Raw genomic sequence first — 14,336 nt, forward strand, 5'->3', positions numbered from 1 at the left:
TATGGCAGTTTTAGAAATAATAAAGCATCCAAATGAAGTGTTAGAAACACCATGCGAAAGAGTAATTAACTTTGATAAAAAGTTAGTGAAATTGTTGAAAGATATGCATGAAACAATGTTAATTGCGGACGGAGTCGGTTTAGCTGCGCCTCAAGTAGGTGTAAGCTTGCAAGTAGCGGTTGTTGATGTCGATGATGATACTGGGAAAATCGAGTTAATCAATCCATCAATATTAGAAAAACGTGGTGAACAAGTAGGTCCCGAAGGCTGTTTAAGCTTCCCGGGACTTTATGGTGAAGTAGAACGTGCCGATTATATTAAAGTAAGAGCGCAAAATCGCCGTGGGAAAGTATTCTTATTAGAAGCGGAAGGATTTTTAGCGCGTGCAATTCAACATGAAATTGATCATTTACACGGTGTTTTATTTACATCGAAAGTGACAAGATATTATGAAGAAAACGAACTAGAATAGGTGTTAAAAGGAGCGGTTTTTAAATGATAAAAGTAGTGTTTATGGGAACACCGGACTTTTCAGTGCCGGTGCTTCGTCGTCTTATTGAAGATGGCTATGAGGTAGTAGGTGTTGTGACGCAACCTGATCGTCCAGTAGGTAGAAAAAAAGTATTAACACCTACACCTGTTAAAGTTGAAGCGGAAAAACATGGTATCCCTGTGTTACAGCCGTTAAAAATTCGTGAAAAAGATGAATATGAAAAAGTATTGGCATTAGAGCCAGATTTAATTGTAACAGCTGCATTTGGGCAGATTGTACCAAATGAAATTTTAGAAGCACCAAAGTATGGGTGTATTAATGTTCACGCTTCTTTACTTCCTGAACTTCGTGGTGGTGCACCAATTCATTATGCAATTATGGAAGGTAAAGAAAAAACAGGTATTACAATTATGTATATGGTAGAAAAATTGGATGCTGGTGATATCTTAACGCAAGTGGAAGTTGAAATTGAAGAGCGTGAAACGACAGGCTCATTATTTGATAAATTAAGTGAAGCAGGAGCACACCTTCTATCTAAAACAGTGCCTTTATTAATTCAAGGTAAGTTAGAACCGATTAAACAAAACGAAGAAGAAGTAACGTTTGCGTACAATATAAAACGTGAGCAAGAGAAAATTGATTGGACAAAAACAGGTGAAGAAGTATACAATCACATTCGCGGATTGAATCCATGGCCAGTTGCTTATACAACTTTAGCAGGACAAGTTGTTAAAGTATGGTGGGGGGAAAAAGTGCCTATAACTGAACCGGCTGAAGCAGGTACGATTGTTGCAATCGAAGAAGATGGTTTTGTTGTAGCAACGAGTAATGAAACAGGTGTTAAAATTACTGAATTGCAACCTTCTGGTAAAAAGCGTATGAGTTGTTCACAATTTTTACGTGGAACAAAACCTGAAATTGGAACGAAGTTAGGAGAAAATGCATGAGACAAAATGTTCGTGAATTAGCTCTTGATGGTTTAATTCAAGTGGAAAAAAGTGGTGCATATAGCAACTTACTTTTAAATAATCTAATTGAAAAAAGTGCAATTGATAGAAAAGATATTGGTTTATTAACTGAAATTGTATATGGAACGATTCAACGTCGTGACACATTAGATTATTATTTACAGCCTTTTTTAAAAAAGAAGGTTGAGGCGTGGGTAAGAGTATTGCTTCGCTTATCTTTATATCAAATGATTTATTTAGACCGAGTGCCAGAAAGAGCGGCTATTCATGAAGCGGTTGAGATTGCAAAGCGTCGCGGGCATAAAGGAATTGCTGGTATGGTGAACGGTGTATTACGTTCGATTCAGAGAGAAGGTGTACCTTCTGTAGATGAAATCAAGGATCCAGTAGAACGTCTTGCAATTACAACAAGTCATCCAGTTTGGCTTGTCCAAGAGTGGACTTCAGAATACGGTTTAGAAACTGCAGAAAAAATGTGCGAAGTAAACATGTTACCCCCTGTACCAACAGCGCGTGTGAATGTTGATAAGGTAACTGTAGAAGAAGCGATTGAGTTGTTAGCAAGTGAAGGTATAGAAGCAAAACGTGGTGACTTATCAGATGATGCTATTCAGATTGAAAGAGGAAATGTAGCGCATACAGAAGCGTTTAAAAAAGGATTTCTTTCTATTCAAGATGAAAGTTCTATGCTTGTAGCACGCGCTTTAGAACCGAATACGGGAGATGCAGTTCTTGATAGTTGTGCTGCTCCAGGCGGAAAAACAACGCATATCGCGGAACGATTAAAGGGAACTGGTAAGGTCATGTCCCTTGATTTACATGCACACAAAGTACGTTTAATTAAACAGCAAGCAGAGCGACTTGGTCTAGAAAATGTCGAAACTAAAGCGCTAGATGCTAGAAAAGTGCAAGAGCACTTTGCAAATGAAACGTTTGATAAAATATTGGTAGATGCACCGTGTTCTGGATTTGGTGTAATTAGACGTAAACCTGATATTAAGTTAGGAAAAGATAAAGGCGATAGTGAAAGATTATCGACGATTCAAATTGCAATACTAGAAAAAATAGCACCATTATTAAAACAAGGCGGTCGTCTTGTTTATAGTACGTGCACAATTGAGAAAATAGAAAATGAGCAAGTAATAGAGAAATTTTTACAAGAACATCCTGAATTTGAATGGGATACTACGCTTAAAGAGCGTATGCCAGAAAAATTAACTCCGTATATTGATGAAGGTCAAGTACAAATTTTACCGCATTATTTTGCGACGGATGGCTTTTATATTGCTTGTTTAAGGAAGAAGGTGTAGCATCATGGAAACGACTGTAAGAAAACAAAAGAAAAATTTAGAAACGAAGAAACCATCAATTTACTCTTTACAACTTCATGAAATGCAAGATTGGTTAAAGGAACAAGGAGAACCGAAGTTCCGTGCTGGACAAATTTTTGATTGGTTATATAAAAAACGTGTAAAAAATTATGAGGATATGTCAAACCTTTCTAAAGGATTGCGTGATAAATTGTCGAATTCCTTTGATATTACTACTTTAAACACGTTAGTAAAACAAACGTCTTCGGATGGAACAATTAAATTCTTATTCCAATTATATGACGGATATTCTATTGAAACGGTATTAATGCGACACGAATATGGAAATTCCATTTGTGTAACAACGCAAGTGGGTTGTCGTATTGGGTGTACGTTCTGTGCTTCGACACTTGGTGGATTAAAGCGAAACCTAGAAGCTGGAGAAATCGTAGCGCAAGTAGTAGAAGTTCAGCGTGCGCTTGATGAAACGGAAGAACGTGTAAGTTCTCTTGTTGTTATGGGGATTGGAGAGCCATTTGATAACTATGATAATTTAATGGGATTCTTACGCATCATTAACCATGAAAAAGGACTTCATATTGGTGCGAGACATATGACTGTTTCGACGAGTGGAATTATCCCGAAAATTTATAAGTTTGCTGAAGAAGATCTACAAATTAATTTTGCGATTTCATTGCATGCTCCAAACTCAGAATTACGTTCAAAATTAATGCCGATTAACCGTGCTTATAAATTACCAGATTTAATGGAAGCTATTAAATACTATGTAAATAGAACAGGGCGTCGTATTACTTTTGAATATGGATTATTTGGAGGAGAAAATGACCAAGTAGAGCATGCTGAAGAGCTTGCTGCGCTCTTAAAAGGTGTAAAATGTCATGTGAACTTGATTCCGGTAAACTACGTACCTGAACGTGATTATGTACGTACGCCACGTGAACAAATTTTCTTGTTCGAGAAAACGTTAAAAGATCGTGGAGTGAATGTAACGATTCGCCGTGAACAAGGTCATGATATTGATGCAGCCTGCGGTCAGTTGCGTGCGAAGGAGCGCAAAGAAGAGACGAGGTGACGAGATGAAAGCCGTATTTCTATCGGATAAAGGAAAAGTTCGTCAACATAATGAAGATAGTGCAGGAGTTTTTCACAATTTAGATGGAAATGTATTAGCGGTAGTAGCAGATGGAATGGGAGGTCATCGAGCTGGTGATGTAGCTAGCTCGATGGCCATTCAATTATTCCATGATTATTGGAAGCAAACACATAATATGAATGAGCCGAAAAAAGTAGAACAATGGTTACATACTAGTGTTGGGATTATTAATGAGCGTATATATGAATATGCTCAGCAAAATGCAGAATGTAATGGTATGGGAACAACGCTTATAATAGCTGTTTGTACACCAAGCTTTGTGACAATAGGGCATATAGGAGATAGTCGTTGCTATATGGTATCAGAAGGAGAAATGACGCTAGTAACGGAAGATCATTCACTTGTAAATGAGCTTGTGAAACATGGTGAAATTTCAAAGGAAGACGCAGAGTATCATCCGAAAAAGAATGTGTTATTAAGAGCATTAGGAACAGAAGAAAAAGTTGGGTTAGATGTTAAAACGTTGGTGATTGAGGAAGATGATCAATTACTTCTTTGCTCTGATGGATTATCAAACAAAGTATCTATTGATGATATGCGACAAATTTTACAGTTAAATGAACAGCTTGAAGGTAAAGGGCAGTGTCTCATTCAATTGGCAAATGATCGCGGTGGAGAAGATAATATCACACTTGTTCTTATTGATTATGCGGGTTCGACAAACGAAAGTAGGTGAAGTGCAACGTGCTGATTGGAAAACGCTTAAATGACCGTTATAAGCTGCTGAAAATGATTGGTGGTGGCGGAATGGCCAATGTATATTTAGCTCATGATGATATACTTGGCCGAGATGTAGCGGTAAAAATATTAAGACTCGACTACTCAAATAACGAAGAGTTTATTAAACGTTTCCATCGAGAAGCGCAGTCTGTTACAACGTTGTCGCATCCAAATATTGTGAATATGTATGATGTCGGAGAAGAAGATGGTATATACTATCTTGTCATGGAATATGTACCAGGGCAAACATTGAAGCAATACATAATTGAGCGAGGGATGTTACCTATAGGAGAAGCTCTTGATATTATGGAGCAGTTAACATCCGCTATGGCACATGCCCATCATTTTGAAATTGTGCATCGTGATATAAAGCCGCACAATATTTTAATTCGAGCTGATGGAATAATAAAAGTAACAGATTTTGGAATTGCGACAGCTACAAGTGCAACAACAATTACACATACAAATTCAGTGCTCGGTTCAGTCCATTATTTATCACCAGAACAGGCACGTGGTGGGATAGCAAATAAACAATCAGATATCTATTCTCTTGGGATAGTTATGTTTGAATTGTTAACAGGAAGACAACCGTTTTCTGGCGAATCTGCTGTTGCCATAGCTTTAAAACATTTACAAAGTGAAATCCCATCACCAAAAAGATGGAATGAAAATATTCCGCAAAGTGTTGAAAATATTATATTAAAGGCAACTGCAAAAGATCCGTTTCACCGATATCAATCTGCTAATGCGATGAAGCGAGATATTGAAACTGCGCTATATCCAGAGAGGATAAATGAGCAACCATTTTACATACCGGAAGATATGGAAGCGACAAAAGCGATTCCGATTATTCAACAAGAACAATTATTTGAAAATGTAAGTGATGAAACGATTGTTTTAAAAGGGAGTAAGATGGAAGAACCGATAAGAGCAGAAGCAGCTGAGTTAGATAAGAAGAAAAAACGGAGTAACAAGTGGCTTAAAGTTTTAATTTCAACATTTTTATTTTTAGCAATAGGAATAACATTAGCACTTACGGTTATTCCAGGATTATTTATTCCGAAAGATGTGAAAGTTCCTGATGTGGCTGGTATGAAATACACGACAGCTGTAAATACATTAGTAGAAAAGGGCTTTGAGGTGACGGAGCCTAATATTGTATATACAGATGATGTTGAAGTTGGGGATGTAATAAAAACGGACCCTGTAGCAGGAAGAGTCGTAAAAGAAAACGCTAAAATTACTATCTATCAATCAGGTGGAAAAAAGAAAAGTAAGATGGCAAATTTCACAGGTCAAAACTTTGAGAGTGTAAAAGCTGAGTTAGAAGAAAAATATAAACAAGTTACGGTAAATTATATTGAAAATGATAAGCCGAAAGGTGAAATTGTAGAACAAATTCCGACGCCTGATCAGATGGTTATAGAAGCGGAGCAAGAACTGAAAATCTGGGTAAGTAAAGGGCCTTATCAAATTAGACCAGGTGACTTTTCGGGGTGGACTGAAAATAGTGTAACTGGTTATTTGAATGAGAGAAAACTAACGTCAGATATAAAACGAGAGTATTCAGATACAGTCGAAAAAGGACTTGTAATTTCGCAATTTCCAAAACCAGGTACACCATTAAAAGAGGGAGATAAAGTAACTATTATTATCTCTGATGGTCAAAAGCCTAAAGTGACTAAAACGGTAAAAGTGGACAATATCTCTATCCCATATGAGCCTGCTGTAACAGGTGAAAAAAAGCCGCAAACAATAGAAATTTATAAAGAAGACATGCAGCAAAAAATGGATAGACCGGTTGAAACGAGAACAATTACTGAATCAGCGACTATTTCTTTAGAATTTGTAATTCAAGAAGGTTCAAAGGGACACTATAAAATTGTACGAGATGGAGTAACGATTATTGATAAAGAAGTACCATATCCAACTCAATAATAGTGAAAGTCTACTTATTATTATTGCCTGTTATGCTGTCTACAAAGTGGACGGTATAGCAGGCAAAAATATATGATTCAAAAAGCTAGTAAAGTGATGCAGCTGTAAATATTTTTTTTGCATTTAATGGGAAATTTAATGTATATTAGCGAAAGTATATATGGTAGGTTTTGAAATCGTTATTTGGAAAATTTAAATCCATTCATTTTTAAATTCAGCATCACCTTATACAAAAAAGGAGAATTCTATGCCAGAAGGAAAAATTATAAAAGCTTTAAGTGGGTTTTATTACGTGCAGCATGAAGAAGGGGTTACGCAATGTCGTGGGCGAGGTGTATTTAGAAAAAATAAAATTACACCACTTGTAGGAGACCAAGTTGTTTTTCAGGCAGATAATCCAACTGAAGGTTATGTGCTTGAAGTGTTTGATCGAAAAAATGAACTTGTTAGACCTCCTATTGCTAATGTCGATCAAGCGATCCTTGTGTTCTCTGCAGTAGAACCAGATTTTAATCCTGGACTGTTAGATCGATTTTTAGTGCTGATTGAATATCATAACATTAAGCCAATTATTTGTATTAGTAAGATGGATTTAGTAGATGAAAAGATGAAAGCAACTGTTGAAGCATATGCGAATGATTATCGTGAGATGGGTTATGATGTTTTATTTACTTCTATTAATACGTCAGAAAGTATTGATATATTAAAACCATACTTAGAAAATTGTGTTTCTGTCGTTGCGGGTCAATCTGGTGTTGGGAAATCTTCAATGCTTAATGTGCTACGTCCAGAATTAGAGCTGAAAACAAATGATATTTCCTCCCATTTAGGACGCGGGAAGCATACGACAAGACACGTAGAATTAATTGCAATTGGGAGTGGACTAGTAGCAGATACACCGGGTTTTAGTTCACTAGATTTCATTGATATAGAAGTAGAAGATCTTACATATTGTTTTCCAGAGTTGAAAGAAGCGAGCCAATACTGTAAATTTAGAGGGTGTACACATCTTTCTGAACCGAAATGTGCTGTGAAAGCTGCGGTTGAAGAAGGGAAGATTACAGAATATCGCTATAAGAACTATAAACAATTCGTAGAAGAAATTAGAGAGAGAAAGCCGAGGTATTAGTTATGATTAAAATTGCACCATCGATTTTATCAGCAGATTTTTCAAAATTAGGGGAAGAGATTAAAGATGTAGAAAAGGGCGGAGCGGATTACATTCACGTTGACGTAATGGATGGACATTTCGTACCAAATATTACGATTGGACCATTAATTGTAGAAGCTATCCGTCCGATTACATCATTACCATTAGATGTACATTTAATGATTGAAAATCCTGATAACTATATCCCGACTTTCGCACAAGCGGGAGCGGATATTATTACTGTTCACGTAGAGGCGTGTCCACATCTACATCGTACAATTCAGTTAATTAAATCTCATGGTATTAAAGCGGGCGTTGTATTAAATCCACATACGCCAGTTTCAGTGATTGAGCATGTATTAGAAGATATAGATATGGTATTACTTATGACAGTAAATCCTGGATTTGGTGGACAGAAGTTTATCCATTCTGTATTACCGAAAATTAAACAAGTTGCAGACATGGTGAAAGAGCGCAATCTAGAAGTGGAAATTGAAGTTGATGGTGGTGTAAATGCTGAAACAGCAAGACTTTGTGTGGAAGCAGGAGCAAATGTACTTGTAGCTGGGTCAGCAGTATACAATCAAAAAGACCGCGGTGAAGCAATTCGCGTAATTCGTGGGTAGTGATGAACTTTTATCCTAGTAAGGTATTTATAGGATAGGATAAAAATATGTAAAAAGGCAATCTACCGAATGGCAGATTGCCTTTTTACAATGGAAGGAGAAGAAAAAATGATTATTCATATTTTGGCAGGAGGACCTTCGGAATATTGCGCAGATTTTGCTCGATACGAGAATGAGGAAGTAGTGTGGGCAGCGGTTGATAGGGGAGTATACCGTCTATTAAAGAAAGGGATTACCCCGGCTGTTGCGTTTGGAGATTACGATTCAGTTACTGAAGAAGAATTGGTATGGATGGGACAGCAAACGAACGAATTACATATTGTTCCGCGGGAAAAAGATCAAACGGATTTAGAAATTGCAATTAACTGGGCATTAGAACAGAAGCCGGCACTAATTCGTATTTTTGGTGCTACTGGTGGAAGGCTTGATCACGGTTTGGCAAATATACAGATGCTTTTAAAAGGGTTAGAAGTAGAGATAGAAATGTGTATTGTGGACAATAAAAATGAAATAACAGTTAAAAAAATGGGTACACATATAATTGAAGAAAATAAAAATTTTCCTTATGTATCTTTTGTACCAGTTACTGAAATAGTGGAAGGGATTACATTGTTTGGTTTTAAGTACCCTCTTACTAATAAAACAATAGAGTGGGGATCAACACTTTGTATTAGTAACGAACTCGTTGAGGAAAAAGGTACTTTTTCATTTACTTCTGGCATATTAATGTTGATAAGAAGCACTGATTGAAGAAACAATTTTGCTCCTTACATCATATAGTGACCAAGTGGAGTAATGGGGATTAGGAGGGAAACCATGAGATTTTATACAATTAAGTTACCTAAATTTCTTGGTGGAATAGTTCGTGCAATGTTAAATACCTTCAAAAAAGATTAAAAAAAGCACCTATCACCGGTGCTTTTTCCATTGTTATAGTAAAAAAAGAGCCTATCGGCTCTTTTTTTTATTATTAAACACGTTCGATTTTGCCAGATTTTAATGCTCTAGCAGAAACGTAAACACGTTGAACTTTTCCGTCGATGCGTACGCGAACTTTTTGAAGGTTAGCGCCCCATTTACGTTTTGTAGCGTTCATTGCGTGAGAACGAGAGTTACCAGAACGAGCTTTTCTTCCAGTAATAGCACAAACACGAGCCATTTATATTTCCCTCCCTTGATACCTTACCATACGTAATTTTTCAATGTTAGTCTTTTATGCGATGCTAAAAACACTACTATAATTTAACACAACTAAAAAGAGAATGCAACACCGTAGAAAAAAGAAATCAAGAAAATTTACTTGACACTATATGTCAATGAAGAAAAGTTGAAATCCATAAAAATTGCTTGACATATTATAGTGGTACATGTTGTATAATAACAATGGACTATTTTGCTCATCATAAAAAAGTGTAATTTAAAACATAAAATATGAGAGTGAAAAGAAAGAACGATGGAATTTTCTTTAAAAAGATTATATGATAGTAACTAAAGTAGTCTAGCTCACTTTCACCATTTATGAAGGGGGAAACGAGATGTCAATTGAAATTAAAACGAAGTACGGTCAAATTGATATTAGTACAGATGTAATTGCAACAATTGCTGGAGGTGCCGCGGTAGATTGCTACGGTATCGTAGGTATGGCATCAAAAAATCAGTTAAAAGATGGATTAACAGACATTTTACGAAAAGAAAACTTCACTAGAGGTGTTATTGTTCGTAAAGATGAAGATGAAGTACATATTGATATGTATATTATTGTGAGCTATGGTACGAAAATTTCAGAAGTGGCACATAATGTGCAGACGAAAGTGAAATATACATTAGATCAAACTGTAGGACTAGCAGTAGATTCTGTAAACATCTACGTACAAGGAGTTAAAGTAATAAACTTGTAATGTGCATTAAGGAGGAAAATCTGTGTCAATTCAAAAAATTGATGGAAAACGTTTATCACAAATGATCATGCAAGGAGCGAATAATTTAACAAATAATGTTCAGCTTGTTGATGCATTAAACGTATTTCCAGTTCCAGATGGCGATACCGGTACAAACATGAACTTATCTATGACTTCAGGTGCGCGTGAAGTGAAAGCAAATCCTTCACAGCATGCTGGTAAAGTCGGCGTAAGTTTAGCCAAAGGATTATTAATGGGAGCTCGTGGTAACTCTGGAGTTATTTTATCTCAGTTGTTCCGTGGTTTCTCTAAATCCATTGAACAAAAAGAAGAATTAACAACAGTTGATTTTGCTGCAGCACTAGAAGCTGGAGTAGAGGCGGCTTATAAAGCGGTTATGAAACCGATTGAAGGAACGATTTTAACGGTTGCAAGAGAAACGGGTAAATATGCAGTAACAGTTGCGAAAAAACAGCGCGACTTTGTTTTGTTTATGGAAGACGTTGTGAAAGAAGCAAACGCATCGTTAAATCGTACGCCAGATTTATTACCTGTATTAAAACAAGTTGGCGTTGTAGATAGCGGTGGTAAAGGTCTTGTAGTGGTATACGAAGGATTTTTAGCTGACTTAAAAGGAGAAACGATTTCTTCTGATGCACCGACGCAACCATCTATGAATGAAATGGTACGCGCAGAACATCACCGTAGTGTACAAAGCCAATTGAGTACAGAAGATATTAAGTATGGATATTGTACGGAGTTCATGGTGAAATTAGAGGCTGAAAAGGTGAAAGAGCATAATTTCTCTGAACAAAAATTCCGTGAAGATATTAGTGTATATGGTGATTCTCTACTAGTTGTGTCTGATGATGAAATTGTAAAGGTTCATATCCATGCAGAACATCCTGGAGACGCTATGAACTACGGGCAAAAATACGGTAGTTTAATTAAGATTAAAGTAGAAAATATGCGTGAACAGCATACTGCTTTGTTAGATGAACCTACTATGGTTCCTGAGCAACCAGCTCAATCGAAGGAAAAACAACCATATGGTATCGTAACTGTAGCTATGGGTTCTGGTATTAAAACTTTATTTGAGAGCATCGGCGCAACGAAAGTTATCGAAGGTGGTCAAACGATGAATCCAAGTACGGAGGATATCGTGAAGGCAATTGAAGAAGCAAATGCTGAAAAAATCATTATTTTACCGAATAACGGAAATATTGTAATGGCAGCAGAACAAGCGGCATCAGTTGTAGATCAAGAAGTTATTGTTGTTCGTTCGAAAACAGTTCCTCAAGGTATGGCAGCAATGTTAGCATTTAACCCAGTTGGAACGTTAGAAGAGAATGAAGAAAACATGCAAGAAGCTTTATCTCATGTGAAAACAGGTCAAATTACGTATGCTGTACGTGATACGGAAATTGATGGTGTAGCAATTCAAAAAGATGACTTCATGTGTATTGCAGATGGGAAAATTGTATCTACAAATGCTGAAAAAGTAGGAGCTGCGAAGCAATTACTAGAAGCGCTTATTGATGAAGATTCTGAAATCGTAACGATTCTACAAGGTGAGGATGCAACTGACGAAGAAGTAGCGGAGTTAGTTGAATTTGTAGAAGAGAAATTTGAAGATGCAGAAGTAGAAGTGCATGCTGGAAACCAACCAGTGTATTCTTTCATCTTCTCTGTAGAATAAGATAAGATTCGTTTTGAAAATAAATGGATTACTTACTTGCTAATGGATAAGAAGTAGTAATATGAAGTTTATTACTAGTTTTTATTCAAAAGGCTAGCATATGGAAGAGAGAAAAGAGCCTTGCTGCTAATAGTGAGGCTCTTTTTTACTTGTTTTATATAAGGGATTTGAGTAGTTTCTCTTAGAATGCCTATGATAGAATATATAAGGTGAAAGAGAGCGATTACAGATGCTAATTGGTACTCAAATAAAATGCAATAAAGAAAATAATGTGACGGGGTGTGAGAATCTTGAATGATGTTGTACAAGTTCCTGTTACGGATGTAAAGGGGATCGGAGGAGAAACATCTGAGTTACTACATGAGATGGGTATTTATACAGTTTCTCATCTGTTAGAACATTTTCCATACCGTTATGAAGATTATGCGATGAAAGATCTTGCTGAAGTAAAGCATGATGAACGTGTAACGGTTGAAGGGAAGATTCATAGTGCTCCTTTGCTGCAATATTATGGTAAGAAGAAATCGCGTTTAACAGTTCGTGTTCTCGTCGGTCGTTATTTAATTACGGCGGTATGTTTTAATAGGCCTTACTATAAGCAAAAATTAAAGTTAGATGAAACGGTAACGATTACTGGTAAATGGGATCAACATCGTCAAACAATTGCTGTATCAGAACTTCATTTTGGGCCGGTTGTACGTCAACAAGAAGTGGAACCTGTTTATTCAGTAAAGGGAAAACTTACAGTAAAACAGATGCGTCGTTTTATTGCTCAAGCGTTAAAGGAATATGGAGATTCTATAGTCGAAGTGTTACCGGATGGTTTGTTAGGGCGATATAAATTATTACCAAGATATGAAGCGCTTAGGGCATTGCATTTTCCGGTAGGACAGGAAGATTTGAAGCAAGCGCGTCGCCGTTTTGTATATGAAGAATTTTTCTTATTTCAGCTGAAAATGCAAACGCTCCGGAAAATGGAGAGGGAAAATTCAAAAGGGACGAAGAAAGAGATTCCGTCAGTAGAATTACAAGAATTTATCGATGCACTGCCGTTTCCATTAACGGGTGCGCAGCGCCGAGTTGTAGATGAAATTTTGAAAGATATGACATCTCCTTATCGGATGAACCGACTATTGCAAGGTGACGTTGGTTCTGGGAAAACAGTTGTTGCTGCGATTGGCCTTTATGCATCGAAATTAGCTCATTATCAAGGTGCTTTAATGGTTCCTACAGAAATTTTAGCTGAGCAACATTATCAGTCGCTTGCTGAAACGTTTTCGCATTTTGGTATGAAGGTGGAACTGTTAACAAGTTCTGTTAAAGGTGCGAGACGTCGAGAAATTTTAGCGAAGTTAGAACAAGGAGAAATAGATATTCTTGTTGGAACGCATGCCTTAATTCAAGATGAAGTTATATTTCATAGGTTGGGTCTCGTTATTACAGATGAACAGCATCGGTTTGGTGTAGCGCAGCGCCGAGTTTTACGGGAGAAAGGTGAAAGTCCAGATGTATTATTTATGACAGCGACACCAATTCCGCGTACGCTTGCAATTACTGCATTTGGAGAGATGGATGTTTCGATAATCGATGAGATGCCAGCAGGTAGAAAGGTGATTGAAACATATTGGGCAAAACATGATATGTTAGATCGCGTTCTCGGTTTTGTTGAAAAGGAGATAAAAAAAGGAAGACAGGCATACGTTATTTGTCCTCTAATTGAAGAATCTGAGAAACTTGATGTGCAAAATGCTATCGACTTACATAGTATGCTGACGCATCATTACCAAGGGAAATGCCAAGTTGGATTGATGCATGGGAGATTATCGTCTCAGGAAAAAGAAGAGATAATGGGACAGTTTAGTGAAAATAAAGTGCAAATTCTTGTATCGACAACAGTTGTTGAAGTAGGTGTGAACGTACCGAATGCGACTGTAATGGTTATTTATGATGCAGAACGTTTCGGTTTATCGCAGCTTCATCAGCTTAGAGGGCGTGTCGGCCGTGGTAGTGAACAATCATATTGTTTATTAATAGCAGATCCTAAATCAGAAACAGGGAAAGAAAGAATGCGCATAATGACTGAAACAAATGATGGATTTGTATTGTCAGAAAAAGATTTAGAATTACGAGGTCCTGGAGATTTCTTTGGGAGTAAGCAAAGTGGCTTACCAGAATTTAAGGTTGCTGACATGGTACATGATTATCGAGCGTTAGAAACAGCAAGGCAAGATGCGGCGATACTAGTAGATTCAGAAGCGTTTTGGCACAATGATCAGTACGCTGCCTTGCGTACGTATCTTGATGGGACAGGTGTGTTCCAAGGAGAGAAGCTCGATTAAAGGGAGTCAACAAAAGTTTTT

General features: G+C 37.0%; 14 protein-coding genes. 13 read left to right on the forward strand and 1 reads right to left on the reverse strand.

The genetic code is table 11. The features are described 5' to 3' along the window. The first annotated feature begins 1 nt into the window (after position 1). The 10 genes from def (at position 2) to spoVM (ending at position 9,276) form a co-directional block, all read left to right on the forward strand. Positions 2 to 472, forward strand: coding sequence for a peptide deformylase (gene def / locus MKY38_RS02980; RefSeq protein ID WP_000279455.1), 471 nt, complete (start codon positions 2 to 4; stop codon positions 470 to 472). Positions 473 to 495: 23 nt separating this feature from the next. Continuing rightward, positions 496 to 1,440, forward strand: a complete 945-nt coding sequence (gene fmt, locus MKY38_RS02985; RefSeq protein WP_000598804.1) for a methionyl-tRNA formyltransferase — start codon at positions 496 to 498, stop codon at positions 1,438 to 1,440. After that, a complete protein-coding gene (gene rsmB / locus MKY38_RS02990) occupies positions 1,437 to 2,771 on the forward strand; it encodes a 16S rRNA (cytosine(967)-C(5))-methyltransferase RsmB (protein WP_001249666.1) in 1,335 nt (444 codons plus the stop codon). Before fmt ends, rsmB begins: the two co-directional genes overlap by 4 nt. Before the next feature lie 4 nt (positions 2,772 to 2,775). Beyond that, positions 2,776 to 3,864, forward strand: coding sequence for a 23S rRNA (adenine(2503)-C(2))-methyltransferase RlmN (rlmN, locus tag MKY38_RS02995; RefSeq protein ID WP_000450541.1), 1,089 nt, complete (start codon positions 2,776 to 2,778; stop codon positions 3,862 to 3,864). A 4-nt stretch (positions 3,865 to 3,868) separates the two neighbouring features. After that, complete coding sequence (locus tag MKY38_RS03000) at positions 3,869 to 4,621, forward strand: Stp1/IreP family PP2C-type Ser/Thr phosphatase (protein WP_000648703.1); 753 nt, start codon at positions 3,869 to 3,871, stop codon at positions 4,619 to 4,621. Between the two features lie 8 nt (positions 4,622 to 4,629). Further along, the gene (gene pknB / locus MKY38_RS03005) at positions 4,630 to 6,603 is read left to right on the forward strand and encodes a Stk1 family PASTA domain-containing Ser/Thr kinase (protein ID WP_065222964.1); all 1,974 of its coding nucleotides are present in this window, start codon (positions 4,630 to 4,632) and stop codon (positions 6,601 to 6,603) included. A 247-nt stretch (positions 6,604 to 6,850) separates the two neighbouring features. Continuing rightward, on the forward strand, positions 6,851 to 7,732 hold the full coding sequence (rsgA, locus tag MKY38_RS03010; RefSeq protein WP_001113932.1) for a ribosome small subunit-dependent GTPase A: 882 nt from the start codon (positions 6,851 to 6,853) through the stop codon (positions 7,730 to 7,732). A gap of 2 nt (positions 7,733 to 7,734) precedes the next feature. Next, a complete protein-coding gene (gene rpe, locus MKY38_RS03015; RefSeq protein WP_000589974.1) occupies positions 7,735 to 8,379 on the forward strand; it encodes a ribulose-phosphate 3-epimerase in 645 nt (214 codons plus the stop codon). A gap of 69 nt (positions 8,380 to 8,448) precedes the next feature. Beyond that, the gene (locus MKY38_RS03020; RefSeq protein WP_000752663.1) at positions 8,449 to 9,129 is read left to right on the forward strand and encodes a thiamine diphosphokinase; all 681 of its coding nucleotides are present in this window, start codon (positions 8,449 to 8,451) and stop codon (positions 9,127 to 9,129) included. Between the two features lie 66 nt (positions 9,130 to 9,195). Beyond that, positions 9,196 to 9,276 (forward strand): stage V sporulation protein SpoVM, encoded by an 81-nt coding sequence (gene spoVM, locus MKY38_RS03025; protein ID WP_001213599.1) that lies wholly within the window; start codon positions 9,196 to 9,198, stop codon positions 9,274 to 9,276. 73 nt (positions 9,277 to 9,349) lie between these two features. Here spoVM and rpmB read toward each other — a convergent pair whose 3' ends face one another. Beyond that, positions 9,350 to 9,538 carry a 50S ribosomal protein L28 gene (gene rpmB, locus MKY38_RS03030; RefSeq protein ID WP_000124776.1) on the reverse strand — a complete coding sequence of 63 codons (189 nt, stop codon included), beginning with the start codon at positions 9,536 to 9,538 and terminating at the stop codon, positions 9,350 to 9,352. Between the two features lie 376 nt (positions 9,539 to 9,914). On the opposite strand from rpmB, the gene MKY38_RS03035 reads away from it, so the two are divergent. The 3 genes from MKY38_RS03035 (at position 9,915) to recG (ending at position 14,315) form a co-directional block, all read left to right on the forward strand. Further along, a complete protein-coding gene (locus MKY38_RS03035) occupies positions 9,915 to 10,277 on the forward strand; it encodes an Asp23/Gls24 family envelope stress response protein (RefSeq protein WP_000021109.1) in 363 nt (120 codons plus the stop codon). 22 nt (positions 10,278 to 10,299) lie between these two features. Beyond that, the gene (locus MKY38_RS03040; RefSeq protein ID WP_000027129.1) at positions 10,300 to 11,976 is read left to right on the forward strand and encodes a DAK2 domain-containing protein; all 1,677 of its coding nucleotides are present in this window, start codon (positions 10,300 to 10,302) and stop codon (positions 11,974 to 11,976) included. A gap of 290 nt (positions 11,977 to 12,266) precedes the next feature. Further along, the gene (gene recG, locus MKY38_RS03045; RefSeq protein ID WP_001000813.1) at positions 12,267 to 14,315 is read left to right on the forward strand and encodes an ATP-dependent DNA helicase RecG; all 2,049 of its coding nucleotides are present in this window, start codon (positions 12,267 to 12,269) and stop codon (positions 14,313 to 14,315) included. Positions 14,316 to 14,336: the final 21 nt, after the last annotated feature.

Source organism: Bacillus sp. FSL R5-0585 (genome assembly GCF_038004545.1).
Classification (GTDB): Bacteria; Bacillota; Bacilli; order Bacillales; family Bacillaceae_G; genus Bacillus_A; species Bacillus_A cereus.

Excerpts from the sequence above, each read along its gene's own strand:
- def (WP_000279455.1), top strand. The coding sequence starts at position 2 with ATGGCAGTTTTAGAAATAATAAAGCATCCAAATGAAGTGTTAGAAACA.
- fmt (WP_000598804.1), top strand. The coding sequence starts at position 496 with ATGATAAAAGTAGTGTTTATGGGAACACCGGACTTTTCAGTGCCGGTG.
- rsmB (WP_001249666.1), top strand. The coding sequence starts at position 1,437 with ATGAGACAAAATGTTCGTGAATTAGCTCTTGATGGTTTAATTCAAGTG.
- rlmN (WP_000450541.1), top strand. The coding sequence starts at position 2,776 with ATGGAAACGACTGTAAGAAAACAAAAGAAAAATTTAGAAACGAAGAAA.
- MKY38_RS03000 (WP_000648703.1), top strand. The coding sequence starts at position 3,869 with ATGAAAGCCGTATTTCTATCGGATAAAGGAAAAGTTCGTCAACATAAT.
- rsgA (WP_001113932.1), top strand. The coding sequence starts at position 6,851 with ATGCCAGAAGGAAAAATTATAAAAGCTTTAAGTGGGTTTTATTACGTG.
- rpe (WP_000589974.1), top strand. The coding sequence starts at position 7,735 with ATGATTAAAATTGCACCATCGATTTTATCAGCAGATTTTTCAAAATTA.
- MKY38_RS03020 (WP_000752663.1), top strand. The coding sequence starts at position 8,449 with ATGGCAGATTGCCTTTTTACAATGGAAGGAGAAGAAAAAATGATTATT.
- spoVM (WP_001213599.1), top strand. The coding sequence starts at position 9,196 with ATGAGATTTTATACAATTAAGTTACCTAAATTTCTTGGTGGAATAGTT.
- rpmB (WP_000124776.1), bottom strand. The coding sequence starts at position 9,538 with ATGGCTCGTGTTTGTGCTATTACTGGAAGAAAAGCTCGTTCTGGTAAC.
- MKY38_RS03035 (WP_000021109.1), top strand. The coding sequence starts at position 9,915 with ATGTCAATTGAAATTAAAACGAAGTACGGTCAAATTGATATTAGTACA.